The following is a 24,863-nucleotide window of genomic DNA, read 5'->3' as shown; positions in this document are numbered from 1 at the left end:
TCCTTCTTCCGGCCACTTTCCTGCAAACGTGAGCGAGAGGAAAGCCGCGTAATATTTTGAAAAATAATTTCAGTAGATTGCACCCTTATGCATACCAAAACTCTTAAACAATTATCGACGCTGTTGCACGAAAAGAAAATTTCGGCGACAGAATTGGCAACGCTGTATTTGGCACGGATTGCGCAAAGTGATCTGAACGCGTTTTTGCATGTCGATCAGGATTTGACACTGCAACAAGCGCGCGCTGCCGATCAACGGCTGGCGCAAAACAACACGACTGTATTGACCGGCATTCCGATTGCGCATAAAGACATTTTTGTCACACGCGGATGGCGTTCAACAGCAGGTTCTAAAATGTTGGCTAACTATGTCAGCCCGTTTGATGCGACCGTGGTGGATCACTTCAACAACGCTGGCATGGTGACTTTGGGAAAACTCAATTGCGACGAATTTGCAATGGGTTCCTCTAACGAAAATTCAGCGTTTGGCGCCGTCAAAAATCCTTGGGATAAAACCGCGATTCCTGGTGGCTCTTCCGGTGGTTCTGCCGCAGCAATTGCGGCACGGTTGACACCGGCTGCGACAGCCACCGATACTGGCGGTTCGATTCGTCAGCCAGCATCGTTTTGCGGTGTGACCGGCATCAAACCAACGTATGGTAGTGCATCGCGTTTCGGCATGATCGCTTTTGCCTCATCGTTGGACCAAGCTGGCCCGATCGCGCAAACGGCAGAAGATTGTGCGTTATTGCTCAATGCGATGACCGGTTTTGATCCGCGCGACTCAACGAGTCTGGAGTGTCCAAAAGAAGATTTCGCGCGTGATCTGAATAAAGATTTGAAGGGTTTGCGCATCGGTATTCCTAAGGAATATTTTGGCGTGGGATTGGCATCAGATGTAGAACAGGCGATTCGCGCAGCATTGGCTGAATATGAAAAGCTGGGCGCGACCTTGGTCGATATTTCATTGCCAAAAACTGAGCTGTCGATTCCGGTGTATTACGTGATTGCGCCAGCCGAAGCATCATCCAATTTGAGCCGTTTCGATGGCGTGCGTTATGGTCATCGCGCTGCCAATTACAAAGACCTCGCAGACATGTATCAAAAGTCGCGCGCGGAAGGTTTTGGCGAAGAAGTTAAGCGCCGTATCCTGGTCGGTGCTTATGTGTTGTCGCACGGTTATTACGACGCTTACTATTTACAGGCACAAAAAATTCGTCGTCTGATTGCCGAAGATTTTCAACGGGCGTTGACTGGGCCGGATCGTATTTGCGACGTCATCATGGGTCCGGTTGCACCGACAGTGGCCTGGGATTTGGGCGCGAAAGCGAATGATCCGGTGGCGAACTATCTGGCTGATATCTACACCTTGTCGAGCAGTCTGGCTGGATTGCCGGGCATGTCGATACCATGCGGTTTCGGTCAGGGTGAAAAGAACGCAAAACGTCCGGTTGGATTGCAAATTATCGGCAGTTATTTTGATGAAGCAAAATTGCTCAACGTCGCGCATCAGTATCAGCAAGTGACGGATTGGCATTTGCAGTCACCAGAGAATGCGCCGCAATAAATTGCTTCAGTAATCAAAGGAAAAAAATCATGCAATGGGAAGTCGTCATTGGTCTGGAAACGCATACACAGCTTTCGACCGTTTCAAAAATTTTCAGCGGCTCGTCCACGCAATTTGGTGCCGAGCCCAACACACAAGCTAGTCCGGTAGATCTGGCATTACCCGGCGTGTTGCCGGTGTTGAACCGTGGTGCAGTGGAAAAGGCAATTCAATTTGGCCTTGCCGTGGATGCGGTGATTGCGCCGCTATCGGTGTTTGCGCGTAAAAATTATTTCTATCCGGATCTGCCGAAAGGCTATCAAATCAGCCAGTTTGAAATTCCGGTGGTACAAGGGGGCAAAGTGTCGTTCGTGATGGAAAAAGACGGCAAGAGCGAAGTGCGGTCGGTGCAATTAACGCGCGCTCATCTGGAAGAAGATGCCGGTAAGTCACTGCATGAAGATTATCAGGGTATGACCGGCATTGATCTCAACCGCGCTGGCACGCCATTGTTGGAAATCGTTACTGAGCCGGATATGCGCAGTGCTGTTGAAGCGGTAGCTTATGCCAAAGCTTTGCATTCGCTGGTGATGTGGTTGGGTATTTCTGACGGCAATATGCAGGAAGGTTCTTTCCGCTGCGATGCCAACGTATCGGTGCGCCCGGTCGGTCAAAAAGAATATGGCACACGCCGCGAAATTAAAAATCTGAACTCGTTCCGCTTCCTGGAAGACGCGATTAATTACGAAGTGCAGAACCAAATCGAAACCATAGAAGATGGTGGCGTGGTGCGTCAGGAAACACGTTTGTACGATCCCGATAAAAAAGAAACGCGTTCCATGCGTAGTAAGGAAGATTCGCAGGACTATCGTTACTTCCCGGATCCGGATTTACCACCTTTGGCGATTTCCCGGGAGTGGGTTGAGCGCGTCCGTGCAACCATGCCAGAATTGCCAGCCGCGATGCGCGAACGCTTTGTTCGTGAGTATGCTTTGTCTGAATACGACGCCGCAGTGTTGACGCAATCGAAGGCGATGGCGGCATATTTTGAAGCGATTGTGAGCAAGGCCGGTAAAGAGCAAGCCAAACCGGCTGCAAACTGGTTGATGGGCGATATCTCATCTACGCTTAACCGCGAAAGCGTCGATATCAGCGCATCGCCTGTGAGCGCAACGCAGTTCGCCTTGCTGTTGCAGCGGATTACCGATGGTACGATTTCCAACAAGATCGCCAAGGAAGTCTTTGCAGCGATGTGGGAAGCTAAGGCGTCGCAAGATACCTTGGCCGACGAGATCATCGACAGCAAAGGCTTGCGTCAGATTTCGGACAGCGGTGCATTGGAAAAAATCGTCGATGACGTGATGGCAGCCAACGCCAAATCGGTGGAAGAATTCCGTGCTGGCAAAGAAGCGGCGATCAATGCCTTGATCGGTCAAGCGATGAAAGCATCGAAAGGTAAAGCGAATCCGGCGCAACTGACGGCATTATTGAAGCAGAAATTGACGGCTTAAAACCCCGCCTATTACCAAACCTTATTGCGCAAAAAATGCTTCAACCGGTTGGTTGAAGCATTTTTTTTGTGATCACATTTCTTATTCTTGTTGAAATACAGCAAATCAATGGCAAATACATAGCTAATATGTAGCCATGAAGCAAGCCAAGCTATCCTTAAACTTTAATAGCATCGCTATATGAAGATTTGGACAACAGAAGAAGAAGCCGCAAAGCTAAAGGATCGATTCGCAGGAATCAATCGCGCAGCATTTGCCCGCAACTACAGCCTCAAAGGCGGTCAATCCATTATTTATCAGCATATCAACGCCTTGCGTCCCATCAGTTTGGAAGCGGCATTGATTTATGCGCGAGGATTTTCCTGCAATCTGGAAGATATCAGTCCACGTCTTGCATTGGAGACAAGGGGTGCCGCGGCACATATCGCGCAATTGCCGAATCGGCTGTTGCAGAAAGTGGCGGAATATAACGACATTAGCGAATTTGACGAAGCCAGTGTGCTGATCCGTAGCGCCGCTGGCTTGATCGCTGGCGGTACAACGCGGCCAGAATCGGAGCACCATCAAAACATGCATGCGGTACGCCTCAGCCGTTCGTGGCTAAGGGCACATCTGCCGACGATCACCGATATCGATAACCTGGCTTTGTTGCCGGCCAGCGGTAACGCCATGTCGCCAACATGGCATGACGGCGATGTCTTAATGATAGATCGCGGCATCCGCGAAATCGCGCACGATGCGGTGTATGTCATCTCCCGCAATAACACGACGTTTATTAAGCGCGTACACCGGCGCTTGCAGGATGGCGCGTTGGTGGTGAAATCGGACAACCCCTTATTCGGGCCAGATGACGTGGTCGATAGCAATGATCATGAACAGCTCGAGATATTAGGGCGCATCGTTTGGGTGTGGAGCGGGAAGAAAGTCTGAGTTTGCTAGTGTTTTGTAGGCAATTAAATAATTTTGCAAAAATCTTCTTAAGAAAAGTAGCAAATCTATTGCTGTGAAATATAGCTTTGCATTGGTATGCCTGTTGGCAAACCGCAAGGAACAGGAATGATGCAAGAGCAGCTACTGCAAGTTGCGAAGATCTACGCCAAAAATATGGCAACCGTTATCAAAAGCGATAACATCAACACGGATAATCATCCTGGCCACAAAGTGACTACCACACCGATGGATATCATCATGATGGGGTTTTTGATTGCTAATGCAAAGGCGGTTGAGAAGGATGGTGTTTAGATGCGTTCTGGTGCTCAGCTGACCTTCAGTTGAGCGCCCTGCTGAGGACTCAACGACTGGCAGCAACAGTCTCCATTCCACCCTGCCCTTGCGTCAATTCACGATAACGCTTCAACATATCGTCAAATTTCAGATTGATCTTAACCGCGTCAGCCTGATGGTCGGCAATGCTGCTTTTAGCATTGGCGATGGCGCGATTGGCCTCGTCAATGCTGTTGCGTAATGCCGCCGGCAATACTTTTTTCTTCTTATAAAACTCCGATTCAAGACGATCAGACTCTAGCTGTTTTTTCGCATCTTCAATCAATCCTTTGTCGCGAGTAATGTAGTCCTGCGATAAAGCGAGGTAATAACGACGAGATATAGCGATATCGTCTTCGTTGTGATAGCGCGCTAACAGTGCCCTATCTTGTTGACGTTGCTGCTCTATTGCGTCGGCTGCGGCCTGGCGCTTTGCATCTTGTATTTGCTTTTGGCGTTTTTGCTCGGCATTGAGCGGGGCGGGAATGTCGCCTTTAACGATGCCGCTCTTGCTTAGCAATTGCACATCGCTGTGGTCACATTCGGGCATCGGCCGGTCCGAGCTGATAGTGCGTCCGCCGGCATCTTTGCATGAGTAAATTTGCGCCTGGGATAAAGGGGCGGTTAAGAGAGTGAGCGGCAGCATAAACACTAAGCAAGTAAGCTTGAAATTTATGCGCTTAGCTGATCTGTTGGCTAACCTCATCCCTTCTATCCCTCTCTTTATAAATATTACATTACGCCGTAGCGCGTTCTATATGCCGTCACTGCATCTTTGTATTGTGCCAGTTCAGGGTTGGATTTATCAGCTGTAATAAACTGCAACAAGTCATCCAGATTACCAATGGAAATCACCGGAATACCAAATTCGCGTGCCACTTCTTGTACTGCCGAATTCGCTGACAGTGCATCATCCTTGCCTGAGCGCTCCATCCGATCGAGTGCGATCAAAACGGCACAAGGAGTAGCGCCGGCAGCGCGTATCATGGTGACCGATTCGCGCACAGACGTGCCAGCGGAAATCACATCATCAATAATCACGACCTTGCCTTGCAGCTTGGCGCCGACAATGGTGCCACCTTCGCCGTGATCTTTGGCTTCTTTACGGTTATAGGCAAACGGTACGTTACGGCCTTCTGCAGACATCGCCATCGCAGTGCCGGCAGCTAATACAATACCTTTGTAAGCCGGACCAAACAGCATGTCGAACTCAACGCCGGAATCTAACAGCGTACGGGCATAAAACTGCGTCACTTTTGCCAGTGTCGCGCCTTCATTAAACAAGCCTGCATTAAAAAAATACGGCGAAGTACGGCCAGCCTTGGTGACAAATTCACCAAATTTCAATACTCCGGCAGCGACCGAGAACTCAATAAATTGTTGGCGTAAATTATTCAAAATAGTTTTCCTGACAATGAAAATGTGGACTAAGAGAGCAAAAAGTGACAACAAGGTGACAAAATTTGTCGCTTCTTTGCGCAAATGCAGTCTATAAAACGACGCAAAACCGTCATTTTAAATGTTATTCATGTCGGGCTTCTATAATTGCAAACTGCATGCCATGGATTTTGGACTTACTTATGCGAGTCTTGCGAGATCGGTTATCCTAATGCGCTGCATAACTTTTTACATTGCTCACCATGCCAAAAATCATCTCCGCCAATCTCAATGGCATACGTTCGGCCGCTAAAAAAGGTTTTTTTGAATGGATGGCTAAACAAGATGCCGATTTTGTTTGCGTTCAGGAACTCAAGGCGCAAGCCGAGGATATGTCGCCAGAAATGTTGGCGCCAGCAGGTTACGTCGGCCATTTTCAGTACGCTGAAAAAAAGGGCTATTCCGGTGTCGGGGTATACAGCAAGCGCACACCTGATGCGGTCCGAATTGGTTTTGGCAATGCCGAGTTTGATGCCGAAGGACGTTACGTCGAATGTGATTTCGGCGACTTGACGGTAATCTCGCTGTACTGCCCGTCCGGCTCATCCGGTGAAGAAAGGCAGACTGCGAAGTTTCGTTTTATGGATGCCTTCATGCCGCATCTGCAAGAACTCAAAGCCAGTGGCCGTGAGATTGTCGTCTGCGGCGATTGGAATATCGCGCATCAGGAAATCGATTTGAAAAACTTCAAAGGCAATAAAAAGAATTCAGGCTTTTTGCCTGAAGAGCGTGCCTGGATGACGCAGCTTTTCGATGAAGTGCAATGGGTTGATGTGTATCGCGGTATTCATCCAACGACAACCGACGAGGCCTATACATGGTGGAGCAATCGCGGCCAAGCCTGGGCCAACAATGTCGGATGGCGCATTGATTACCATGTTGCTACACCAGGTATTGCGGGCAAAGCGCATACCGTGGAGATTTATAAAGCGGAGCGCTTTTCTGATCATGCGCCGTTGACGATAGACTATGCCAGCTGAAACATGCATACGCGCTGAAGAAAAGCGTGATTGTGACGCGATCCGTGCTTTGAATTACGAAGCGTTTTTACATCACCCGCACCATGCCGCAGGTAGTTTGCCGACGGAGCACAAGATTGTTGATGCATTACGTGATCAAGGCACGTTGATTTTGTCGCTGGTGGCAGAGCAGCGACAAATCATTGTTGGACATATCGCCTTTTCACCGGTGCTGATCAATCAGCAGTCGTGCGGATGGGTTGGGTTAGGTCCGGTAGCGGTACTACCCGAATATCAAAAGCAAGGCATAGGTCGATTACTGATCAACCAAGGCATTGCGCGTATGCGGGAGCAAGGCGCGGCGGGCATTGTGTTGCTAGGCGACCCTGCGTTTTATCGGCAATTTGGTTTTAAAGCTGAACCAGGACTTACCTTGGCGGATGTGCCGCCTGAGTATTTTTTGTGCTTAGGGTTTGGTGCGATACTACCGATCGGCGAGGTAAGTTACGACGCGGCATTTTCGACGACATCCTGAATCGGGCGCATAAGTCAGATTTTTTAGTGTTGGTTTATGCGCTTTTGATTGCTTATCTGCAATAAGTTATATCTCGTATTGTTATCACCTACTCCTCATTTCATTGCTTTCCCCCAGTATGTGCAATCGCGTGCCTGCAAGATGCAGGCGACGAATAAAAAAACATATACGGGGAGAAATGATGTCTAGTATTGCGCGCTTACGCTGTTTATCCAGTTTGTTGTTGTCGGTATTATTTGGAATGACGGCGGCACAGGCTGTCGTACCTGCAAAAATCGTTTACGTGCGACCGGTGCCACAAAATGATGACGCATTTTTGCAGCAGGGAACTAAGGGCGTTGAACAAGCTGCGACCATGTATCAGTTGCAAGCAAGCACACTTGAAAGCCAGCCTAACCAGGCAAGCCGTCAGCAGCAACTAGACAATGCTGTCAAACAAGGCGCCAAGATTGTCGTCATGATCGGGTACGAATTTAAAGAACTGGCAGCAAGTGCTGCACGCGCAGCGCCACAAACACGTTTTGTGATCATGCAGCATTGCGTCGACAATTCTCCGCCAAATTTAACCTGTGTCACCTTCCGCGAAAGTGAGCCGAGCTACCTTGCCGGGATGGAAGCGGCATTGACGACCAGTAGCAACAAAGTTGGCATGATCGGCCCCATCGACAGTCCGTTAAAACGCAAGAACGGCGAGGCGTTTGCTGCGGGCGCAAAGGCGGTCAATTCGGCGATTACGGTTCACGCACCTTTGTGGGTAGGTGGAACGCAGCCATTCGATGATCCAAGTCGTGCGGAAGCGCAAGCAAAAACAATGTTAGGTGACGGTGTCGATGTAATTTTTGCAGCCGCTTCCGGCAGCAATCGTGGCATCTTTAAAGCATTGTCCACGCAGCCCAAAGCCAAGGCCATTGGCAGCGACATCAATCAATGTTCGCTGGCGCCGGGACGAATTTTAGACAATGTACAAACCCATGCGGACACAGCCATCAGCGTGGCTGTGGGCTTGCTTATGGGTGGATCAACCGCGACTCATATGGATTTTGGGATGAAAGAAGGCGCGGTTTCATTGACGGGTTTAGGTTTGGATGCGGCGTATTCAGAATGTGATATTTTGCGCCAGCGACCTGCTATTGAGAAACTGCGCGTAGCGAAAAATGCCATTATTCGCGGTACGCTCAAGGTGGATTAAGTCATCGCGTTTTTGTCGGTCGGAAAAGCGTAGCGCCTTCTCACGCAGAGCTGTTCACTGCTTAATTAAATCGCCACTATTTTCGAAAACAGATTGCCGTCATTCCCGCGTTTGTGGGAATGACGGCGGTGTGTGCATCACATTAGTTATTAAATTCTAGCTATAAAACATCACCATCAACAAACACCTTCAATTCACCCTCACCGAATTTATGCCAGGTTTCGTTGGTGGTGAGCGGTTCAGTGACAATGACGGCGACTTTATCTTTAGGTGTAGTGACTTGAGAAAAATCGACCGTGACGTCTTCATCCGATAACTTTGCTTCGGCAAATGGAAACTGGCGCACCAGATAATACAAATTGGTTGAGCAATGGACAAACAGTGCAGAGCCATCTGACAGCATCATGTTGAAAGTGCCGTGTTGTGCGATCTCACTGGTTAATTCACGCAACGCTGCCGTCAGTGCGGTGATGCTCGGTAAGGTATCGCCGAAGCGATTGCGCAGCTCCTGCATGATGTAGCAGAATGCCAATTCACTGTCGGTATTGCCGACCGGACGATAAGGCCCATTCAGGCGCGGCGCAAATTCTTTCAAATCGCCATTGTGCGAAAACACCCAATAATGTCCCCATAATTCGCGTACGAACGGATGGCAGTTTTCCAGCGCAACCTGACCTTGTGTGGCTTTGCGGATATGAGCAATCACATTTTTGGATTTGATCGGAAATTTGCGTATCAATTCCGCCACCGGCGATGAGATGGCCGCTTGGTGATCGACGAAATGACGCACACCGGCGCCTTCAAAGAATGCAATACCCCAACCATCGCTGTGATGATCGGTTTGTCCGCCACGCATGGCGAACCCGGTAAAGCTGAACACAATGTCAGTGGGGACGTTGCAGTTCATTCCTAATAACTGACACATGATGTTCTATGAAGCTGTTGAGTGATTGATAACAATAGCATGAGATGCTACGGTGATTTAGATTGATTTCTAATTAGATTATGTCAGTAATGGGAACAGCGAGAAATGATCGACGCTGGAAGCGATATTCTGTGATTCGTGCATCGCGCTGATAATGATGCCTTCTTTTTGTAAATGGGAGCGTATCCGTTTGGCAAACGCCAGCGCATGAGCACCATCGCCATGCAAACACACGGTGTGCGCCGTCAATGGAATAAAGCTGCCGTCGACGGCTTGCACTTTACTATCGCGCACCATACTCATGGTTTGTGCCAGGGCCAGCTCTTCATCCTCGATCAATGCGCCCGGCGTGCCGCGTTTAACCAGGCTGCCATCCGGGTTGTAGCCACGATCGGCAAAAACCTCCTCAACGGCGCTTAAGCCAGCACGTTGGGCAGCGTGAATTAATTCACTGTTGGCGAGACCGAACAACGCTAGTGTAGGATCAAAATCGCGTACTGCTGCCACAATCACATCGGCCAAAACCGGGTCGCGTGCCGCTTGGTTATACAGTGCTCCATGCGGTTTGACGTGCGCCAGGCGGGCACCTTGTGCAGTCGCAATCGCGGACAATGCGCCGATTTGATACAGCATGCCGCTGTAGATTTCTTGCGGCGGCAATTGCATTTCGGTGCGACCAAAATTGTCACGATCGGGGAAGCTTGGGTGCGCACCGATAGCAACACCATGTTGTATCGCCCAACTGACACACTGCTGCATCAGCATGGCATTGCCAGCGTGCCAGCCGCAAGCAATATTGGCGGAACTGACCAAGGCTAGCAATGCTTCGTCATTCGCACCGCAGTCTTCGCCGAGATCAGCGTTTAAGTCAACACTGAGGTGCGCGTAGTTGCTACTTTGCCTGGTGTCTTCAAGCTTTGCTAAATTAGCCGCAATATCTTTTGCTTTAGCCATGTGTTGACTCCAATGATTCTACTACTTGTTTGTTGGGCGCAGCCATGTCATGGCCTGCGCGATTTGCTCTAAAAACAAGGTGTCATTATTTAATTCCTGACGCGCCTGCTCAATACTACACGTGACAAACTGCAGCGTTCGATTAAAACGACATTGTGCCAGCCGTGCCAGGTCGGCCTGAATCACGACGCCGATTTTTGGATAGCCGCCAGTGGTTTGCGCATCGGCCATGAGCACAATTGGCTGCCCTGATGGGGGAACTTGTATCACGCCCGGTAGCACACCGTGCGAAAGTAAATCGACGGCTTTTTTAGTCTTTAATTCCGGGCCGGATAAGCGAAATCCCATGCGATTGCTTTGTGATGTCAGTGTCCACTGACTACTCCAGAAAGCTTTTTGCGCGGCGGCGGTGAACAGCGCGTATTCCGGCCCAGGAATCACACGAATTTGCACGACATCGTCATCGCTGTTTTGATACCAGCCTGGCGGGCGCACGCCAAAATTGGGTACCGCATGCAAGCGCTGTGTTTCCTGGCCTATCGCATCAATTGCCGCGCCAGTTACAAGTTGGTCGTCATTTTGCAATGGACGTCCTTGATGACCGCCAAATCCGGCCTGGATATCGGTTGAGCAGGAACCGAGTTGCTTTGGTACATTGATACCACCAGCGATGGCAACATAGGCACGCATGCCATGGCGGGCGGCATTGAGTGTCAAGGTTTGTCCTGCGCGCACTTGCACGCTCCACCAGGGCGCTAATGGTTTGTCATCCAATGTGGCTGCGAAGTCTGCGCCACCTAAGGCAATCCGTGTATCGGTGGCGAAGCGCAAAACGCAAGGCCCCATTGTAATTTCCAATGCTGCAGTATCAATGACGTTACCAACCAGACGATTGGCAATCGACAGAGCGACGTTATCCAACGCGCCGGCCTGGCAAATTCCTAAATGGCGGAAACCGCTGCGTCCGGCATCTTGGACCGAATTCAACTTGCCAGCCCGAATGATCTGAATGGCGACTGGAACTGCGGCTTGAGTGTTATCGTCAGTGCTCATCACAATATCTCCGCCGCTACAAACCGCACCCGATCACCGGGTTGCAGCAATGTTGGCGGGTTACTGGTGGGATCGAATAAGCGCAAATCAGTATGTCCTATCAACTGCCAGCCACCCGGTGATGCCGCAGGATAAATCGCGGTCTGACTACCGCCGATTCCGACCGAACCTGCTGGCACCATTAAGCGCGGCTCACTGTGGCGTGGTGTTGCCAGCGTGGGATCAAGTCCACCTAAATAAGCAAAGCCGGGTTGAAAACCCAGAAAATACACAATATATTCCGCCGCGGTATGACGCTTGACTACTTCGCTGGCCGCAAGGCCAGTGTGCGCTGCAACCGCCGCCAAATCAGGCCCATGTGCGCCGCCATAGATCACCGGAATATCGATCAGACGCCCGGCTTTCGTTTTAACGGTCGCAGCATCCCAGGCGCGGATCAATTTGCCCGTCAAATCATCGGCATCGGCTGCCAGCGGATCAAACAAAATCGTCAAATTATTCATGCCCGGCACGACATCCCGCACGTACGGCCAGGATGCTGCTTGTGCCGCGATGGCCCATAGACGTTGTTGACATGCCATAGTGGCGTGCGCACCTGCGTTAAATAACAACGCACCTTCGCCGAGGGCATCTATCTGTGGCTTATGGCGTTCAGCGGGCGAATGTGGCGTCATGAGACTTCTTTCTGCGCAAAGAGTGATGTGTCATTTAGGCGTTACGCAAAACCGCCCCAGCAGCGTTGTGCCTGCGTTGTACAGAACAGTACTGTCCGCGGGCAGGGTTTGCAAATACGTTGCTGGAGCAATTTTGCGCAAGTCCTAATTAAGTGAAGCATCTTGCCATAATACTCATCAAAGATAAATTATCAATAATTTATATGTAAATAGTTTTTTATTTGGATATTATTACGCCTGCTTTGTTAAAAAAACATGAGCATTTAGTGTCTTTAAGGGCGTTATACTTCAGGCTTGCACTTAGGTAATAGTTATAAGGCCAAAAATTCAGAATGAATACTTCGAAAATTGTCTCTTCATCGCATTTGGCGTCTGAAAGCAGCGCGGAATTATCCGAACTGGAATACGCTCTCATCATCGCAGGAAACGCTTTCAATCGCTGGATGGCACGTTGCATGTCGGCAGCTGGCGTGAAAGATATGACACCGGTAGAAGTGTCGTTGTTGCATCACGTTTGTCATCGCGAACGGAAGAAAAAACTGGCCGATATTTGCTTCGTGCTCAATATTGAAGATACACATGTTGCCAGTTACGCCCTGAAGAAACTGGTTAAAACCGGCTATGTCAAAAGCGAAAAAGTCGGTAAAGAAGCTTTTTTTTCTGCGACCGAAAGTGGTGTTGCGTTGTGTCAGAAATACCGTGAAGTGCGAGAGGAATGTTTGATTACATTATTGGCTGACACCGGATTATCCAATCAGACTTTAGGTGAAACCGCGAAATTGTTGCGTACTGCATCGGGCTTATACGATACCGCTTCACGCGCGGCGACTTCGCGATAGTCAGAATTAAGTAATACCAAATAATCGATTTGAAAAATATCGCTGTCATCTTCGCGCACGCGGGTATCCAGGTTGGATAAAGTTGCGCAACATGGATACCCGCGTCCGCGGGAATGACGCAGTTATATTCAAGATGATTATTTGGTCTCGCTTAGCCCCCAACAAAAAAAGCGTAGCGTGTGAATTCGTTCACACGCTACGCTTTTTTGTTGAAATTGGCGCGACTTGTTTGAATTGCGTATTACGCCGCCAATGCCTTATCCAATAACTTATGCAGCTCGGCAAATTCTGGCGCGCCAACATAACGTTTGATGATGTTGCCTTGTTTGTCGATCACGAAAGTGGTTGGTGTCAATTTAACATCGCCGAAAGATTGTGCCAATTTGTCGTTGGTGTCGAGTGCGACCTGAAATGGCAATTTACGCGTATCAGCATAGTTGAGCACGTAATTTGGCGGATCGTAATTCATCGCGACGGCGACGAAATCCAAACCCTGGCCTTTGTATTTATTGTAAGTGTCTACCATCTGCGGCATTTCGCCGATGCAGGTAGTGCAGCTGGTTGCCCAGAAATTGACCATCACCACTTTGCCGCGCAAGCTTTTCAGCGAGATTTGTTCACCCTTTAAATTGGTGAAAGTGACATCCGGAGCCGGATTGGTTTTGGACAGCGACATTGTCACGAACAAGGCAATCGCAATGACGACAACTGCAGCGATGAGTTTGACCCAAAGCGGCTTGTGCGATGTTGCTGATGTAGTATGGGATGACATAGTGATAACCAGTGCAGGGAGTACAAAAGACCATTATAGCGATCCGTAGCAAGATGCGCTGACCGCTGAATATTCCCTCTCCCGCAAGCAAGAGAGGGAGGTAGCTTACTGTTCCGGCTGTTGCGACGGCGAGGTGGTTTGCTCATGCGGTGCCGATGACAACCTCGTTAGTTCATCTTCAGTCAGGTATTGAAATACCTTCACGACTTTTTGTACACCACTGACACCTGCAGCGATTTCGGCGGCGCGGTTACCTTCGCGTTCGGTGACCAGACCCATCAGATAAACATTACCGCGTTCTGTGATGACTTTGACGGCATTGCCTGAAACGTCTTTGGCATCCAGCAGTGAGGCTTTCACTTTGCTGGTGATATAAGTGTCGTTAGAGCGTGAAGAGAAAGTCGATGGTGGTCCGACTTGCAATTCATTGATCACCACTTTGACGCCGTCGATCGCACTGGCTGCGCGTTCTGCAGCGGCTTTTGCAGCTTCATCGCGGACTTCGCCGGTCAGTAATACATGACGGTTATAGCTGGTGATATTGACGTGGCCGTTGTCGCCGATCACGCCAGGAATTTGCGCTTCGGCTTTCACCGCAATGGTTTTGTCATCGGTTTGTGCGCCCAGCGTGCGGCGATCTGTAATCGCAAAGCCGCTGACAACCGCGCCGCCAAACAACAATCCTACGCAACCTTGCAAGCTCATCGCCATGGCGCCACATAACGCAGCGGTTGCCAATGGGCGGCGTAAATCAGTTAGTCTTGTCATCAACTTCTTAGTCATGCACATCACCTCCAAATAAAGCGACATCAATACCGTCGCAGATACAATGTATTGTTAGCAGATGGACTTCTTGTATCCGTGCCGTTCTGTCATGCGGAACACAGATATGCACATCTGCTTCAGTTAATTTTTTCCCTATCGCGCCACCACCCTTGCCCGTCATGGCGACTACACGCATTTCACGATCCAGTGCCGCATCAATCGCTGCCAATACGTTGGCAGAATTACCAGAAGTGCTAAACGCCAGCAACACATCCCCAGCTTGTCCAAACGCTTGCACCTGTTTGGAAAAAATCTCGTTGTAGCTGTAATCGTTACCGATTGCCGTGATGATGGAGGTATCAGTCGTGAGCGCCATCGCCGGTAAAGGCAAGCGTTCACGTTCAAAGCGTCCCACCAGCTCAGCGGCAAAATGCTGGCTGTCAGCAGCCGAACCACCGTTGCCGCAGCACAGAATCTTGTTGCCATTGGACAGCGCAGAGAACATAAGTTCCACTGCCGCAGCAATTGGTTGTGCCAAGACAGAGGCCGCAGCCATTTTAAGCTCTGCGCTTTCTTGGAAATGCGCCAGTATGCGTTGATTAATCATGGTGTGAGAACAAATAGTTGGAGATGAAAATAGGTGTGTAGAGTAACAGATTGAATTGTGCAGATGCTCTATTTAAGTCGAACTAATATGCGTCAAATGCATTTTTAATCCAGTTGATCTGCTCACTTTCGATAGCAATCACATCAAACCGGCAAGCCGGAGGCTCCCGGTAACGTTGCAAAAAAAACTGCGCAGCAATTATCAACCGGCGTTGTTTCGTGGTTGTGACACTGGCGGCCGCGCCACCATGTCGCTGATCAGCGCGTTGCCGGACTTCGACAAAAACCAGATTCGCAGCTTTGTGAGGTTCAGACATGATCAAATCAATTTCACCTCCTTTACAGCGGAAATTGCGTGTGACCAGCTGCAATCCTTTTTGCTGAAGGTGAATCAGTGCCTGATCTTCGGCGAGGTTGCCACTGATTTGACGCGGGCTAAATAATTTCTTTAGTATCAACGAGCCTCCAGCGGTACCACGACGCCATCACGGTAAATGGCGGTCGGCTCAATTCTTTCAAAGGTAGAGCGGTTTGGCCCGAAATCTATCCTTAATTTACCAGTGACACCATTAATTTGAAACGCCGTATGCTGCAGGGCGACTTCACGCGCGACGTTAAATGCGTCTATACCTAATGCATACAAGCGCTCCAGATCGGCATTGCGTTGGTGTCCAGCGTCTGCAACCTGGTGAGGATACGCCATCACCGCAGGAAGATTGGGTTGTAACAGCCAGGGAATGTCCACCAATTGAATGCCATTCAGTTCTGTTTTTCTATCCTCGTCGGGAATGGCTTGATTGTCCGTGCGGGCGATTGGATTCAATTGCGAAATACCGTACGTAGGCGTTGCATCACTAAACAAGCCAAGTGCGCTGCGCACTTGTGTGGCCTGGTCAGCATCAAGCGCCAAAAATAGCGCGCGCGGCTTTTCAGTCTCAACCCTTTGTTTGAGCTTGTCCAAGGTATCGCTCTTCAGGTCGCTGGCGACCAACTCTGTATCCAGACCAGCATTGGCGGCCTCTTGCATAAAGGCTCCGGCAATACGATGCTGCCAGCTGGCGCCAGCGGCAACCACCAGCACTTTGCCCTGTCCTCGCTGATCTGCGATCCATCTGGCTACCTGGCGCGCTTCGGTCTCAATTGATAATCCAATCGGTAACAATTGACGTGAGAGTGTGGCATTTTTATCTGCCGGTAACTCAGGCAGGGTCAAGGCAATTGTTGGTTTATAGATGTTGCCACTTTGTGCGATAGCCGTGATACCGGTACGTGATAAAGGGCCGACCAGAATATCGAATTTCTGACTGGCAGTATGATACGCACTCAACATATCTTGGGCTGTATCGGCGGCTTCAATGACGGTAATGGCCAATCCGCTATGATCTCGTTCGTACGCGGCTAAAAAGCCGGCGCGTAACGCATCGGCGGCGCGGCCTAACGAACTGCTGCGTGCTGGTAGCAATAAAGCAATGCTTGCCAAAGGAATGGCGCCATTGGGGAGTTGATTGGCAATTGGCTCAAGTTCGGCTTTTGCTTCAGTCTTGGTTGTGTTTGCCATCGCAGGCAGGCACAATCCATATAAAACACTTAGGAACGACAGGAACAGTGACAGCCGCAACTTACGTAACATATTTAGCTCCCCATCCAAGAAGTGATAATTTTCATGCATGACTCACCCGTAAACTCATCCGCAAGTTTTTCTCCTACAACCCTACCGATGTTGCCAGAACTGATTGCGCAGACTGCGCAGCAAGCGTATCCGGCATCAACATTATATGTGCTAGCCACACCAATCGGGAATGTCTGTGATATCAGCTTGCGCGCGCTGCATGTATTGTCTCTGGTCGACGCGGTCGCTTGCGAAGACACGCGCAACACCGCGCATTTGCTCAATCGCTATGGTTTGTCCAAACCTTTATTGGCCGCACATCAGCACAACGAAAACGAAGTCGCCGCAAAAATCGTGGCGCGTTTGCAGGCCGGTGAACGGATTGCTTTGGTCTCCGATGCTGGCACACCTGCGGTATCCGATCCCGGTGCGCGAATAGTCGATGCAGTATTGAAGGCCGGATGTCGCGCAATTCCGCTGCCGGGAGCATCGGCAGCGATTACCGCATTATCCGTGAGCGGTCTATTGCATGACCAATTCCACTTCGTCGGTTTTTTACCGAGCAAAGCAAGGCAACGTGAAACGGTGTTGACTGGTTTAGTTAATCTTGCTGCGACCTTGGTATTGTACGAAGCGCCGCACCGGATTATCGAAACCGTGGACGCTTTGCATCAGGCATTTGGCCCGACCAGACAAATCGTGCTGGCGCGCGAATTGACCAAACTATTCGAGACTATCCACCGCTGTCCATTGTCAGAAGCATCCGCTTGGCTGGCGCAAGACCCGATGCGGCAAAAGGGCGAATTCGTGATCCTGATCGAAGCCGCACCAGCGCAAGAAGATGATGCCGCAGAAAGCGATCGCGTGTTGCAGATACTATTGGCCGAACTCTCCGTCAAACAGGCGGCTGCATTGGCAGCGCAGATTACCGGACAAAAGAAAAATGCCCTGTATGAGCGGGCATTAGCGTTGAAAAATGCAGACAACGGCGAATAAGAATATATATCTACCCAATTGCTAAGTGAGAGCTACATGAGCCAAGATACTTCCTCTCGTATGCCAGCTGTTTTCTTCGGTCACGGCAGCCCGATGAATGCGCTGGAAGACAATCAATATACCGCCGCGTGGGAACAACTGGGGCGTAGCCTTGCGGCGAGAAAACCGAAAGCGATTTTAGCCATTTCGGCACATTGGTATACGCGCGGCACAGCGGTAACAGCGATGGCCATGCCAAAAACCATCCATGATTTTGGCGGCTTTCCGCAGGCTTTATTTGATGTGCAATATCCGGCGAAAGGCGATCCTGAACTGGCTGTGCAGATAGCGGAATTGTTAGCGCCGGTGCCAGTGCATCTGGATCACGCATGGGGTTTAGATCATGGAACATGGTCAGTGCTGATCAAGGCATTTCCGCACGCAGACGTGCCCGTGATCCAATTGAGTATTGATGGCACCAAACCCGCCCAATTTCATTTTGAACTCGGTCAAAAACTGGCTGTGTTACGTGAGCAAGGTGTCTTGATTATCGGTAGCGGCGATGTGGTGCATAACTTGCGCATGATGTCGTGGGATAAAAATGCGCCAGCACCGGATTGGGCAGTGCGCTTCAATGACACGATACGCGCCAGTTTGCTCAACAATGATGTGCAACAGGTGGTGTCGTACGAAGATTTAGGACAGGATGCCGCACTTTCCGTGCCGACGGCTGAGCATTTTCTTCCTTTGTTATACGTAATCGGTTGTCAACATGACGATGAAAAAATTTCCATTGCGGTAGATGGGATTGAAGGTGGAACGATCAGCATGTTAACGGCGGTGGTGGGAGCATTAACTTAAGTAACTTCGCATAAGTGTTTATACATCGTTGCCTCTGCCTTGCCGTACTATCGTACTGATGCATCGGGGTGCCAAGTTTAAAGCGTTATGCGAAATTACTGGATTTGCGCATTTTTTGCCAAAAAACTCCTCATTTTTTCAAAATCGGCTAATTTTACGCACTAAATTTGCCATAAAAAGCTATTGCATCTGGCATAGACTGGCTTTGCCAAAAAATACAAAAATAAGTAATAAGCCGGAGACAAAAAATACCAACGATTTGGGGCATCGGCGCTACGATTTCCCCTACTGCTCTAATCTGGCAAATCAGTACAGACTATTCGGGCTGCGTTGCGGCCTTTGCTTAACAAGTAATTCAAATAATTATAAAAAACGGAGACCAACAGTGATTGACTCAGAAAAAAGCAGCGGTTGCCCCATGCATCACGATGCCAAAATGGATTTTTCTGATGCGATGGATTATGGCGATTATCTGGGTTTGGATAGCATTCTGGAAGCACAGCATCCGCGCTCATCCGAGCATGATGAAATGCTATTCATCGTGCAGCATCAGACCAGTGAATTATGGATGAAGTTGCTGTTACACGAACTGTTTGCCGCGCAGGTCAAGATACAACAGGATGATTTGTCGTCGGCGCTTAAAATGTTGACTCGTGTGACGCGCATCATGGAGCAACTGGTCGCGGCATGGACTGTTTTGGGCACGCTGACGCCAGCAGAATACGCTACTTTCCGACCTTATCTGGCGCAATCATCCGGCTTTCAATCGTATCAATACCGGCAAATTGAATTCGCGTTCGGGAACAAGAATGCGGCATTATTGCAGCCGCATGCGCATCGCGCGGAACGCCATATGATGGTGCAAGCTGCGCTACTGCGCCCTTCTATTTATGATGACGTGATTGCGCTGTTAGCCAGACGCGGTTGTGCGATTAGCGCAGAGCGTTTGCAGCATGATGTGACATTGCCGACAACGCACGATCATTCGGTTGAGACAGCCTGGCTGGAGATTTATCATGATCCGCAACATCATTGGGATCTCTATGCGTTGGCGGAAAAGCTGGTGGATATCGAAGACGCATTCCGACTTTGGCGATTCCGCCACGTCACAACAGTGGAGCGTATTATCGGTTTCAAACAAGGTACCGGTGGCACTGAGGGCGTCCATTATTTGCGTAAAATGCTGGATGTGATTTTATTTCCAGAGTTGTGGAGTTTGCGTACCAAATTTTGATTCAAATTTTGAACCATGTTTTAGTTTTTAAAAGCAGCTCTGCTCTTTCATAAATGAAAGAATGGAGAAGAACGTAACAACTGATTATCAAAAGGAAGCACCATGTTCGAACACGTAGATCATTACCCCGGCGATCCTATCTTGTCACTGTTGGAAAAATTCGGCCACGACACGCGACCGAATAAAGTCAATTTGAGTATCGGCCTGTACTACGATGAAAACGGCAAAATCCCGGTGCTGAAGAGTGTGCAGGCAGCAGCAAAGATTGTGCAAGAAAAAGCCGAGCCGCATACCTATTTACCGATGGAAGGTTTAGCCGCTTATCGCGAAGCAGTACAGCATTTGCTGTTTGGACGCGATTCCGCTGCGCTGCGCGATAACCGCGTGGCAACCATTCAAAGTGTGGGTGGTTCTGGCGCGTTGCGGGTTGCTGCCGATTTCATCAAAACCTATTTGCCTGACAGCGCAGTCTGGATCAGCGATCCGTCCTGGGATAATCACCATGCCTTGTTCACTGCGGCGCGTATTCAGGTTCACACCTATCCATATTACGATGCGGTGACTAACAATATTAATTTTGGCGGCATGTTAGAAACGCTCAACACACTGCCCGCAAAAAGTATTGTGTTGATGCAGCCTTGCTGTCACAACCCGACTGGGCTGGACCTCAATCATGCGCAGTGGAAGGAAGTTATTGGTGTGTTGCAGCAGCGTAATTTGATTCCATTTTTGGACATTGCGTATCAAGGTTTTGGCGATGGCATTGAAGAAGATGCATGGGTGGTGCGTGCGATGGCCGATGCGGGTTTGACGATGGTGGTAACCAATTCTTTCTCTAAAAATTTCTCGTTGTATGGTGAGCGTTGCGGCGGTTTGAGTTTTGTTTGCCCGTCGGCGAAAGAAGCTGCTTTAGTCTTGGGGCAACTGAAAGCCGGCGTACGCCGCATTTATTCAAGTCCGCCACTATTCGGCAGCAAGCTGGTTGCCACCGTATTGCATGACGCTGATTTACGTCAGCAATGGGATCGGGAAGTGGCTGCGATGCGTGATCGCATTAAAACCATGCGCGAAAAATTGCGTAATAGCTTAACCGCTCACGCACCATCGGTAGACGGCAGTTATTTGGTGAATCAACGCGGGATGTTTAGCTACACTGGATTTACTGCTGCTGAAGTCGATAGCTTGCGTGAAGATAGCGCGATTTATTTGATCCGTTCTGGCCGTTTATGTATTCCCGGATTGAATAATCAGAATGTTGAATCTGTGGCGCAGGCGATGGCGGAGACGTTGAAAAAGCGGGCTTAACTACGCGAAGATGCAAAAAATAAAAATAGGGCGGACGTGCTTTTACGTTCGCCCTACACGACTGTTTCGGAAAGCCGTTTGATCGAATGCAGCATCCGGCGGCGAATCCATCCACTGACGGGGCGAATTGCATACCAATAGGGCGCAAACCGCAGATACGAACCCCGATCAGGACAGTGAACGCGGGTTTCTGTCGTCAGCACGGTTTTGCCGTTAATGCTTTCAACGGCGATATAACCGAGCGCCAGCTTCGCCACTCCTGGTTCGTTGAAGCGCAGAAATGCTTCGCCGTCGGCGATCGTTACTAATCCGTAATCCGCCTGCCAGAATCGCCCGATCAGGCCATAGACGCGTTCTTTTGTTGTCCGTTCCAGCAACTGGAAATTATGTAGCCCAAAGGGTGTCTGTGATGCTTGTTTGCGGGTAACCCAGCCAACAAAACGCAATGGGAGTTCACGCAAAGCAATCATCTTGCGGAAGAATGCATCATCTTTAGGATCGTAAGCCGCTACGGCCTGCATGATTTGATCACTGCTCGCGTTGATCTCCAGATGATGGCGTTCGGAGAAATCGTATTTGTGTAAATATTTATCAAACAACACCATACGATGTCCCCATTTTTTTAACAAAAATCAACCGTACTGCTTGGCCTTTTCTTTTTCGCGCTTCATTTCGCGTTCTTCTTTTTGCATCTTGGCTTTGATGCGATTGCGTTTCAGCGGCGATAAGTATTCGACGAACACTTTGCCTTTCAAGTGATCCATTTCATGCTGGATGCACACTGCCAGCAATCCATCTGCATCTACTTCAAACGGCTTGCCATCTGCGTCAAGCGCACGCACCTTGACTTTCGCCGGGCGCTCTACACCGTCATAAATGCCGGGCACCGACAGGCAACCTTCGTCATAGATTTGCTTTTCTTCACTAGCCCAGAGGATTTCAGGATTGATGAATACGCGCAGGTCGTTGCCAGTATCAGAGGTGTCGATGACCACCAATTGTTCGTGCACATCGACTTGCGATGCTGCCAGACCAACGCCGGGAGCGTCGTACATGGTCTGCGCCATATCGGCGATTAATTGTTTGAGGCGTTGATCAAAAGCGGTGACAGGCTTGGCAACTTTGTGCAAGCGCGGATCAGGGTAACGCAGGATATTCAGTATGGCCATAAATTAAGTGCATGATGTCTTAACGACATCTCAGTGAGGTTTAAACGCGATTTAAGTGGTTCGGATAGAAATTAGTCTGTTTAGGTCTTGCTAGTTGTGACGTTTATGGGCAGAATTTGATTCTTTTCGGCAAGTATTGTAATCAATATGTCAATGAAGTTGACAAATAGTTGATAAAACTTGCAGGAATAGCTTCGGCACAAATTTTGCTATCTATTTTGCTCCATTCACACTACAACCAGCGCCACGGCTTATTAGCAACCTATTTAGAAACTCATCGGAAACAATATGAAAAAGTTTAGCACAGCTGCAGCTCTTCACGTTCTCCTTGCTCTCGCCGCCAGTATTGGCAGTATTGGAGTGGTGCAGACGGCCTCTGCGGAACCTGCTGCAAGAATGCCTTCATCAGCAAGCTGTGGATTTTTACCAAACGCACCAGACCAACACAAGGTGGTACGTGGCGATACCTTGTGGGGAATTTCTGGACAGTTTTTAAAGAATCCGTGGTGCTGGCCGCAAGTATGGGGTATGAATCGCCAGCAAATTCATAATCCGCATTGGATTTATCCGGGTCAGATTGTGTATTTCGATCGCGCTGCCGGACGTTTGCGCTTGGGTTCGCCAAAAGGCGATGGCATGGATGGTAACGGCGGTACTGAAAAATTATCACCGCAAGTGCGCTCCAATGGTTTGGGGAGCGATGCAATTTCGACGATACCAGCAGGTTTGATTGCGCCATTCTTATCGCAGCCATTGATCATTGAAGACGGTCAAATGGCAAATGCGCCGCACATCGTGGCTGCTGCAGAAGGCCGTGTAAATCTGGGGCGCGGTGACAAGGCTTATGTACAAGGCGACCTGGCCGATGGCACGTCGTTCCAGGTGTTTCGTCCGGGTGAGGCAATCAATGATCCTGTAACGAAAAAGGTGATCGCCCATGAGGCAAAGTATTTAGGCACCATGAAACTGGTACGCCCAGGCCATACCTCGGATGAGGCGAGCACCTTTACGGTTGTTGATGCTAAAGAAGAAATGGGTATTGGCGACTTGTTAGTTGCATCGCCATTGGCACCGGTTTTGAATTACGTACCGCATCCGCCAGCAACAGATACGCAGGCGCGTATTGCCTCGATTTATGGTGGTGTTGAGAACGCGGGACAAAATCAGATCGTTACCATCAATCAAGGCAGCGCTGACAATATTGATGTCGGTACAGTGTTGCAGTTATATCGCGCTGGTGAACTGATTGCTGACCCTATCAGCAAAAAAACCATAAAATTGCCAGATGAGCAATATGGAACTTTGTTTATTTTCCGTGTGTTTAATCATATTTCCTATGGTTTGATCATGGAAGTGCGTGATACTGTTGATGTTGGCGATATCGCCAGATCACCAGAATAAACAAAGCTAGTGCCGACAGAACCAACACCATCCTCCAATACTACCGACCACCCAGATCAGTCAGCTTCAGCTACCGCTGATCTGGCTGACTGGTTGCGTCTTGAACAGACCGCTGGCGTCGGCCCCGAAACGGCGCGGCGGCTGTTGGCAACTTTCGGTCTTCCCGAGAATATTTTCAGCAGTAATTTTTCGGCATTACACAAAGTGGTGCCGGAAAAGATTGCTTATGCGTTGTTAGCTGCGCCATCTGATGCATTGCAGGCGTTAACAGAACGCACGCTGGAATGGGCGCAGCAACCCGGCAATCGTGTGCTGACCTTGGCTGACAGCACTTATCCAGTCTCCTTATTAGATATCCCCGATCCGCCGTTGATACTCTACGTCAAAGGTCGCATCGAACTGCTGGCACGACCATCACTGGCCGTGGTGGGTAGCCGCAATGCGACTGTGCAAGGAATTGCCAATGCGGATCAATTTTCCTTCACCCTTAGCCAACGCGGGGTAACGATCATTTCCGGAATGGCGTTGGGAATAGATAGCGCCGCCCATGTCGGCAGCATGCGTGGCGCGGTCAATGATCCAGATGCAGGCAGTACCGTTGCCGTTATTGGCACGGGTGCTGATATCGTTTATCCGGCGCGCAATCGCAATCTGGCGCATCAAATAGCCGTCTACGGCTGCATCGTCAGTGAATACCCGTTAGGCATGCCAGGGATCGCAGCCAATTTCCCGCGTCGTAATCGCATCATTTCTGGCTTGGCTCGCGCGGTCTTGGTAGTGGAAGCGGCTGCACAATCGGGATCGTTGATTACAGCGCGTATGGCCGCCGAACAAGGTCGTGATGTGCTGGCAATTCCCGGATCGATTCATTCTCCATTGTCAAAGGGCTGCCATCAATTGATCAAGCAAGGTGCCAAGCTGGTCGAATCCGCGCAGGATATCCTTGAAGAGTTGGGACAGTATCAGCTCGATGTGGCGCTTGGCATGGCTTCGGCCCGCTCGCCTAAGCCAACGAAATTATCCAGGTTGCCAGCGCGAATAGTTGAAGAAAGCGCCGAGTCAACAGAAGCTGAACAACATGCCAAAGATACTGACCAAGGTCGTATACTGGCAGCGCTTGGCTTTGATCCGGTCAGTCTTGATTTACTAGCCCAGCGTAGTGGCATGGATGCAGCCAACTTGAGCGCGCAGTTATTGACGTTGGAGTTGGAAGGCTTGGTGGAAGTGCTGCCCGGTGGAATTTATCGGCGTTTGGGCTAACTTGGTATACAGTTTCCTTAAA

27 protein-coding genes are annotated in these 24,863 nt (G+C 49.7%); 14 read left to right on the top strand and 13 right to left on the bottom strand.

Going from position 1 to position 24,863, the window contains the following annotated elements; genetic code table 11:
- Window positions 1–87: 87 nt before the first annotated feature.
- From gatA to GEV47_RS07535, 4 genes are all read left to right on the top strand, one after another.
- On the top strand, window positions 88–1,566 hold the full coding sequence (gene gatA / locus GEV47_RS07550) for an Asp-tRNA(Asn)/Glu-tRNA(Gln) amidotransferase subunit GatA (protein ID WP_153234117.1): 1,479 nt from the start codon (window positions 88–90) through the stop codon (window positions 1,564–1,566).
- A 29-nt stretch (window positions 1,567–1,595) separates the two neighbouring features.
- Window positions 1,596–3,056: an Asp-tRNA(Asn)/Glu-tRNA(Gln) amidotransferase subunit GatB gene (gatB, locus tag GEV47_RS07545; RefSeq protein WP_153234116.1), complete on the top strand. Its 1,461-nt coding sequence runs from the start codon at window positions 1,596–1,598 to the stop codon at window positions 3,054–3,056.
- A gap of 180 nt (window positions 3,057–3,236) precedes the next feature.
- A complete protein-coding gene (locus tag GEV47_RS07540) occupies window positions 3,237–3,986 on the top strand; it encodes a S24 family peptidase (protein WP_153234115.1) in 750 nt (249 codons plus the stop codon).
- A gap of 126 nt (window positions 3,987–4,112) precedes the next feature.
- Window positions 4,113–4,298 carry a hypothetical protein gene (locus GEV47_RS07535; RefSeq protein ID WP_153234114.1) on the top strand — a complete coding sequence of 62 codons (186 nt, stop codon included), beginning with the start codon at window positions 4,113–4,115 and terminating at the stop codon, window positions 4,296–4,298.
- Between the two features lie 49 nt (window positions 4,299–4,347).
- Here the strand turns inward: GEV47_RS07535 and GEV47_RS07530 are convergent, their stop codons facing one another.
- Together GEV47_RS07530 and pyrE are read right to left on the bottom strand one after the other, a co-directional pair.
- Window positions 4,348–4,965: a DUF4124 domain-containing protein gene (locus tag GEV47_RS07530; protein WP_194270608.1), complete on the bottom strand. Its 618-nt coding sequence runs from the start codon at window positions 4,963–4,965 to the stop codon at window positions 4,348–4,350.
- Window positions 4,966–5,051: 86 nt separating this feature from the next.
- Window positions 5,052–5,717: an orotate phosphoribosyltransferase gene (pyrE, locus tag GEV47_RS07525; RefSeq protein WP_153234112.1), complete on the bottom strand. Its 666-nt coding sequence runs from the start codon at window positions 5,715–5,717 to the stop codon at window positions 5,052–5,054.
- 242 nt (window positions 5,718–5,959) lie between these two features.
- On the opposite strand from pyrE, the gene GEV47_RS07520 reads away from it, so the two are divergent.
- From GEV47_RS07520 to GEV47_RS07510, 3 genes are all read left to right on the top strand, one after another.
- Complete coding sequence (locus GEV47_RS07520) at window positions 5,960–6,736, top strand: exodeoxyribonuclease III (RefSeq protein ID WP_153234111.1); 777 nt, start codon at window positions 5,960–5,962, stop codon at window positions 6,734–6,736.
- Complete coding sequence (locus GEV47_RS07515; protein ID WP_153234110.1) at window positions 6,726–7,250, top strand: GNAT family N-acetyltransferase; 525 nt, start codon at window positions 6,726–6,728, stop codon at window positions 7,248–7,250. Before GEV47_RS07520 ends, GEV47_RS07515 begins: the two co-directional genes overlap by 11 nt.
- A gap of 178 nt (window positions 7,251–7,428) precedes the next feature.
- Window positions 7,429–8,439, top strand: coding sequence for a BMP family ABC transporter substrate-binding protein (locus GEV47_RS07510; RefSeq protein ID WP_194270607.1), 1,011 nt, complete (start codon window positions 7,429–7,431; stop codon window positions 8,437–8,439).
- A gap of 160 nt (window positions 8,440–8,599) precedes the next feature.
- Here the strand turns inward: GEV47_RS07510 and GEV47_RS07505 are convergent, their stop codons facing one another.
- The 4 genes from GEV47_RS07505 to pxpB form a co-directional block, all read right to left on the bottom strand.
- The gene (locus tag GEV47_RS07505) at window positions 8,600–9,364 is read right to left on the bottom strand and encodes a class II glutamine amidotransferase (protein ID WP_153234108.1); all 765 of its coding nucleotides are present in this window, start codon (window positions 9,362–9,364) and stop codon (window positions 8,600–8,602) included.
- Between the two features lie 78 nt (window positions 9,365–9,442).
- A complete protein-coding gene (pxpA, locus tag GEV47_RS07500; protein ID WP_153234107.1) occupies window positions 9,443–10,318 on the bottom strand; it encodes a 5-oxoprolinase subunit PxpA in 876 nt (291 codons plus the stop codon).
- A 21-nt stretch (window positions 10,319–10,339) separates the two neighbouring features.
- Complete coding sequence (locus tag GEV47_RS07495; RefSeq protein WP_153234106.1) at window positions 10,340–11,371, bottom strand: 5-oxoprolinase subunit C family protein; 1,032 nt, start codon at window positions 11,369–11,371, stop codon at window positions 10,340–10,342.
- Window positions 11,371–12,045: a 5-oxoprolinase subunit PxpB gene (gene pxpB, locus GEV47_RS07490; protein ID WP_153234105.1), complete on the bottom strand. Its 675-nt coding sequence runs from the start codon at window positions 12,043–12,045 to the stop codon at window positions 11,371–11,373. The genes GEV47_RS07495 and pxpB overlap by 1 nt, the downstream gene beginning before the upstream one ends.
- A gap of 332 nt (window positions 12,046–12,377) precedes the next feature.
- Between pxpB and GEV47_RS07485 the strand changes: the two genes are divergently transcribed.
- Window positions 12,378–12,884: a winged helix DNA-binding protein gene (locus GEV47_RS07485; RefSeq protein ID WP_153234104.1), complete on the top strand. Its 507-nt coding sequence runs from the start codon at window positions 12,378–12,380 to the stop codon at window positions 12,882–12,884.
- A 241-nt stretch (window positions 12,885–13,125) separates the two neighbouring features.
- On the opposite strand, the gene GEV47_RS07480 is transcribed toward GEV47_RS07485, so the two are convergent.
- The 5 genes from GEV47_RS07480 to GEV47_RS07460 form a co-directional block, all read right to left on the bottom strand.
- Complete coding sequence (locus tag GEV47_RS07480) at window positions 13,126–13,656, bottom strand: TlpA family protein disulfide reductase (protein ID WP_153234103.1); 531 nt, start codon at window positions 13,654–13,656, stop codon at window positions 13,126–13,128.
- Between the two features lie 105 nt (window positions 13,657–13,761).
- Entirely contained in the window at window positions 13,762–14,439 is a 678-nt protein-coding gene (locus GEV47_RS07475; protein ID WP_407646210.1) for a BON domain-containing protein, read from the bottom strand.
- Window positions 14,432–15,028, bottom strand: coding sequence for a phosphoheptose isomerase (locus tag GEV47_RS07470; protein ID WP_153234101.1), 597 nt, complete (start codon window positions 15,026–15,028; stop codon window positions 14,432–14,434). The genes GEV47_RS07475 and GEV47_RS07470 overlap by 8 nt, the downstream gene beginning before the upstream one ends.
- Window positions 15,029–15,110: 82 nt before the next feature.
- Window positions 15,111–15,485 (bottom strand): YraN family protein, encoded by a 375-nt coding sequence (locus tag GEV47_RS07465; RefSeq protein WP_153234100.1) that lies wholly within the window; start codon window positions 15,483–15,485, stop codon window positions 15,111–15,113.
- Window positions 15,482–16,657, bottom strand: a complete 1,176-nt coding sequence (locus tag GEV47_RS07460; protein WP_153234099.1) for a penicillin-binding protein activator — start codon at window positions 16,655–16,657, stop codon at window positions 15,482–15,484. The genes GEV47_RS07465 and GEV47_RS07460 overlap by 4 nt, the downstream gene beginning before the upstream one ends.
- A gap of 87 nt (window positions 16,658–16,744) precedes the next feature.
- Here GEV47_RS07460 and rsmI point away from each other — a divergent pair, with 87 nt between their 5' ends.
- The 4 genes from rsmI (at window position 16,745) to GEV47_RS07440 (ending at window position 21,011) form a co-directional block, all read left to right on the top strand.
- Window positions 16,745–17,632: a 16S rRNA (cytidine(1402)-2'-O)-methyltransferase gene (gene rsmI, locus GEV47_RS07455; protein ID WP_153234287.1), complete on the top strand. Its 888-nt coding sequence runs from the start codon at window positions 16,745–16,747 to the stop codon at window positions 17,630–17,632.
- 36 nt (window positions 17,633–17,668) lie between these two features.
- Window positions 17,669–18,472 (top strand): 4,5-DOPA-extradiol-dioxygenase, encoded by an 804-nt coding sequence (gene ygiD, locus GEV47_RS07450; RefSeq protein WP_153234098.1) that lies wholly within the window; start codon window positions 17,669–17,671, stop codon window positions 18,470–18,472.
- A 418-nt stretch (window positions 18,473–18,890) separates the two neighbouring features.
- Complete coding sequence (kynA, locus tag GEV47_RS07445) at window positions 18,891–19,706, top strand: tryptophan 2,3-dioxygenase (RefSeq protein ID WP_153234285.1); 816 nt, start codon at window positions 18,891–18,893, stop codon at window positions 19,704–19,706.
- A gap of 102 nt (window positions 19,707–19,808) precedes the next feature.
- Complete coding sequence (locus GEV47_RS07440) at window positions 19,809–21,011, top strand: amino acid aminotransferase (RefSeq protein ID WP_153234097.1); 1,203 nt, start codon at window positions 19,809–19,811, stop codon at window positions 21,009–21,011.
- A gap of 53 nt (window positions 21,012–21,064) precedes the next feature.
- Here the strand turns inward: GEV47_RS07440 and GEV47_RS07435 are convergent, their stop codons facing one another.
- Together GEV47_RS07435 and def are read right to left on the bottom strand one after the other, a co-directional pair.
- Complete coding sequence (locus tag GEV47_RS07435; RefSeq protein ID WP_153234096.1) at window positions 21,065–21,616, bottom strand: hypothetical protein; 552 nt, start codon at window positions 21,614–21,616, stop codon at window positions 21,065–21,067.
- Between the two features lie 27 nt (window positions 21,617–21,643).
- The gene (gene def / locus GEV47_RS07430; protein WP_153234095.1) at window positions 21,644–22,180 is read right to left on the bottom strand and encodes a peptide deformylase; all 537 of its coding nucleotides are present in this window, start codon (window positions 22,178–22,180) and stop codon (window positions 21,644–21,646) included.
- A gap of 288 nt (window positions 22,181–22,468) precedes the next feature.
- Here def and GEV47_RS07425 point away from each other — a divergent pair, with 288 nt between their 5' ends.
- Window positions 22,469–23,581: a LysM peptidoglycan-binding domain-containing protein gene (locus GEV47_RS07425; protein ID WP_153234094.1), complete on the top strand. Its 1,113-nt coding sequence runs from the start codon at window positions 22,469–22,471 to the stop codon at window positions 23,579–23,581.
- A gap of 9 nt (window positions 23,582–23,590) precedes the next feature.
- Window positions 23,591–24,841, top strand: coding sequence for a DNA-processing protein DprA (gene dprA / locus GEV47_RS07420; RefSeq protein WP_407646209.1), 1,251 nt, complete (start codon window positions 23,591–23,593; stop codon window positions 24,839–24,841).
- Window positions 24,842–24,863: the final 22 nt, after the last annotated feature.

Origin of the sequence: Glaciimonas soli (assembly GCF_009497155.1) — a bacterium.
Taxonomy (GTDB): Bacteria; Pseudomonadota; Gammaproteobacteria; order Burkholderiales; family Burkholderiaceae_D; genus Glaciimonas; species Glaciimonas soli.
Note: the sequence above shows the minus strand (reverse complement) of the source record. Positions and strands in the feature narration are given on the sequence as shown.

Coding starts and splice junctions, on each gene's coding strand:
- gatA (WP_153234117.1), top strand. CDS start 88: ATGCATACCAAAACTCTTAAACAATTATCGACGCTGTTGCACGAAAAG.
- gatB (WP_153234116.1), top strand. CDS start 1,596: ATGCAATGGGAAGTCGTCATTGGTCTGGAAACGCATACACAGCTTTCG.
- GEV47_RS07540 (WP_153234115.1), top strand. CDS start 3,237: ATGAAGATTTGGACAACAGAAGAAGAAGCCGCAAAGCTAAAGGATCGA.
- GEV47_RS07535 (WP_153234114.1), top strand. CDS start 4,113: ATGATGCAAGAGCAGCTACTGCAAGTTGCGAAGATCTACGCCAAAAAT.
- GEV47_RS07530 (WP_194270608.1), bottom strand. CDS start 4,965: ATGCTGCCGCTCACTCTCTTAACCGCCCCTTTATCCCAGGCGCAAATT.
- GEV47_RS07520 (WP_153234111.1), top strand. CDS start 5,960: ATGCCAAAAATCATCTCCGCCAATCTCAATGGCATACGTTCGGCCGCT.
- GEV47_RS07515 (WP_153234110.1), top strand. CDS start 6,726: ATGCCAGCTGAAACATGCATACGCGCTGAAGAAAAGCGTGATTGTGAC.
- GEV47_RS07510 (WP_194270607.1), top strand. CDS start 7,429: ATGATGTCTAGTATTGCGCGCTTACGCTGTTTATCCAGTTTGTTGTTG.
- GEV47_RS07505 (WP_153234108.1), bottom strand. CDS start 9,364: ATGTGTCAGTTATTAGGAATGAACTGCAACGTCCCCACTGACATTGTG.
- pxpA (WP_153234107.1), bottom strand. CDS start 10,318: ATGGCTAAAGCAAAAGATATTGCGGCTAATTTAGCAAAGCTTGAAGAC.
- GEV47_RS07495 (WP_153234106.1), bottom strand. CDS start 11,371: ATGAGCACTGACGATAACACTCAAGCCGCAGTTCCAGTCGCCATTCAG.
- pxpB (WP_153234105.1), bottom strand. CDS start 12,045: ATGACGCCACATTCGCCCGCTGAACGCCATAAGCCACAGATAGATGCC.
- GEV47_RS07485 (WP_153234104.1), top strand. CDS start 12,378: ATGAATACTTCGAAAATTGTCTCTTCATCGCATTTGGCGTCTGAAAGC.
- GEV47_RS07480 (WP_153234103.1), bottom strand. CDS start 13,656: ATGTCATCCCATACTACATCAGCAACATCGCACAAGCCGCTTTGGGTC.
- GEV47_RS07475 (WP_407646210.1), bottom strand. CDS start 14,439: ATGACTAAGAAGTTGATGACAAGACTAACTGATTTACGCCGCCCATTG.
- GEV47_RS07470 (WP_153234101.1), bottom strand. CDS start 15,028: ATGATTAATCAACGCATACTGGCGCATTTCCAAGAAAGCGCAGAGCTT.
- GEV47_RS07460 (WP_153234099.1), bottom strand. CDS start 16,657: ATGTTACGTAAGTTGCGGCTGTCACTGTTCCTGTCGTTCCTAAGTGTT.
- rsmI (WP_153234287.1), top strand. CDS start 16,745: ATGTTGCCAGAACTGATTGCGCAGACTGCGCAGCAAGCGTATCCGGCA.
- ygiD (WP_153234098.1), top strand. CDS start 17,669: ATGAGCCAAGATACTTCCTCTCGTATGCCAGCTGTTTTCTTCGGTCAC.
- kynA (WP_153234285.1), top strand. CDS start 18,891: ATGCATCACGATGCCAAAATGGATTTTTCTGATGCGATGGATTATGGC.
- GEV47_RS07440 (WP_153234097.1), top strand. CDS start 19,809: ATGTTCGAACACGTAGATCATTACCCCGGCGATCCTATCTTGTCACTG.
- GEV47_RS07435 (WP_153234096.1), bottom strand. CDS start 21,616: ATGGTGTTGTTTGATAAATATTTACACAAATACGATTTCTCCGAACGC.
- def (WP_153234095.1), bottom strand. CDS start 22,180: ATGGCCATACTGAATATCCTGCGTTACCCTGATCCGCGCTTGCACAAA.
- GEV47_RS07425 (WP_153234094.1), top strand. CDS start 22,469: ATGAAAAAGTTTAGCACAGCTGCAGCTCTTCACGTTCTCCTTGCTCTC.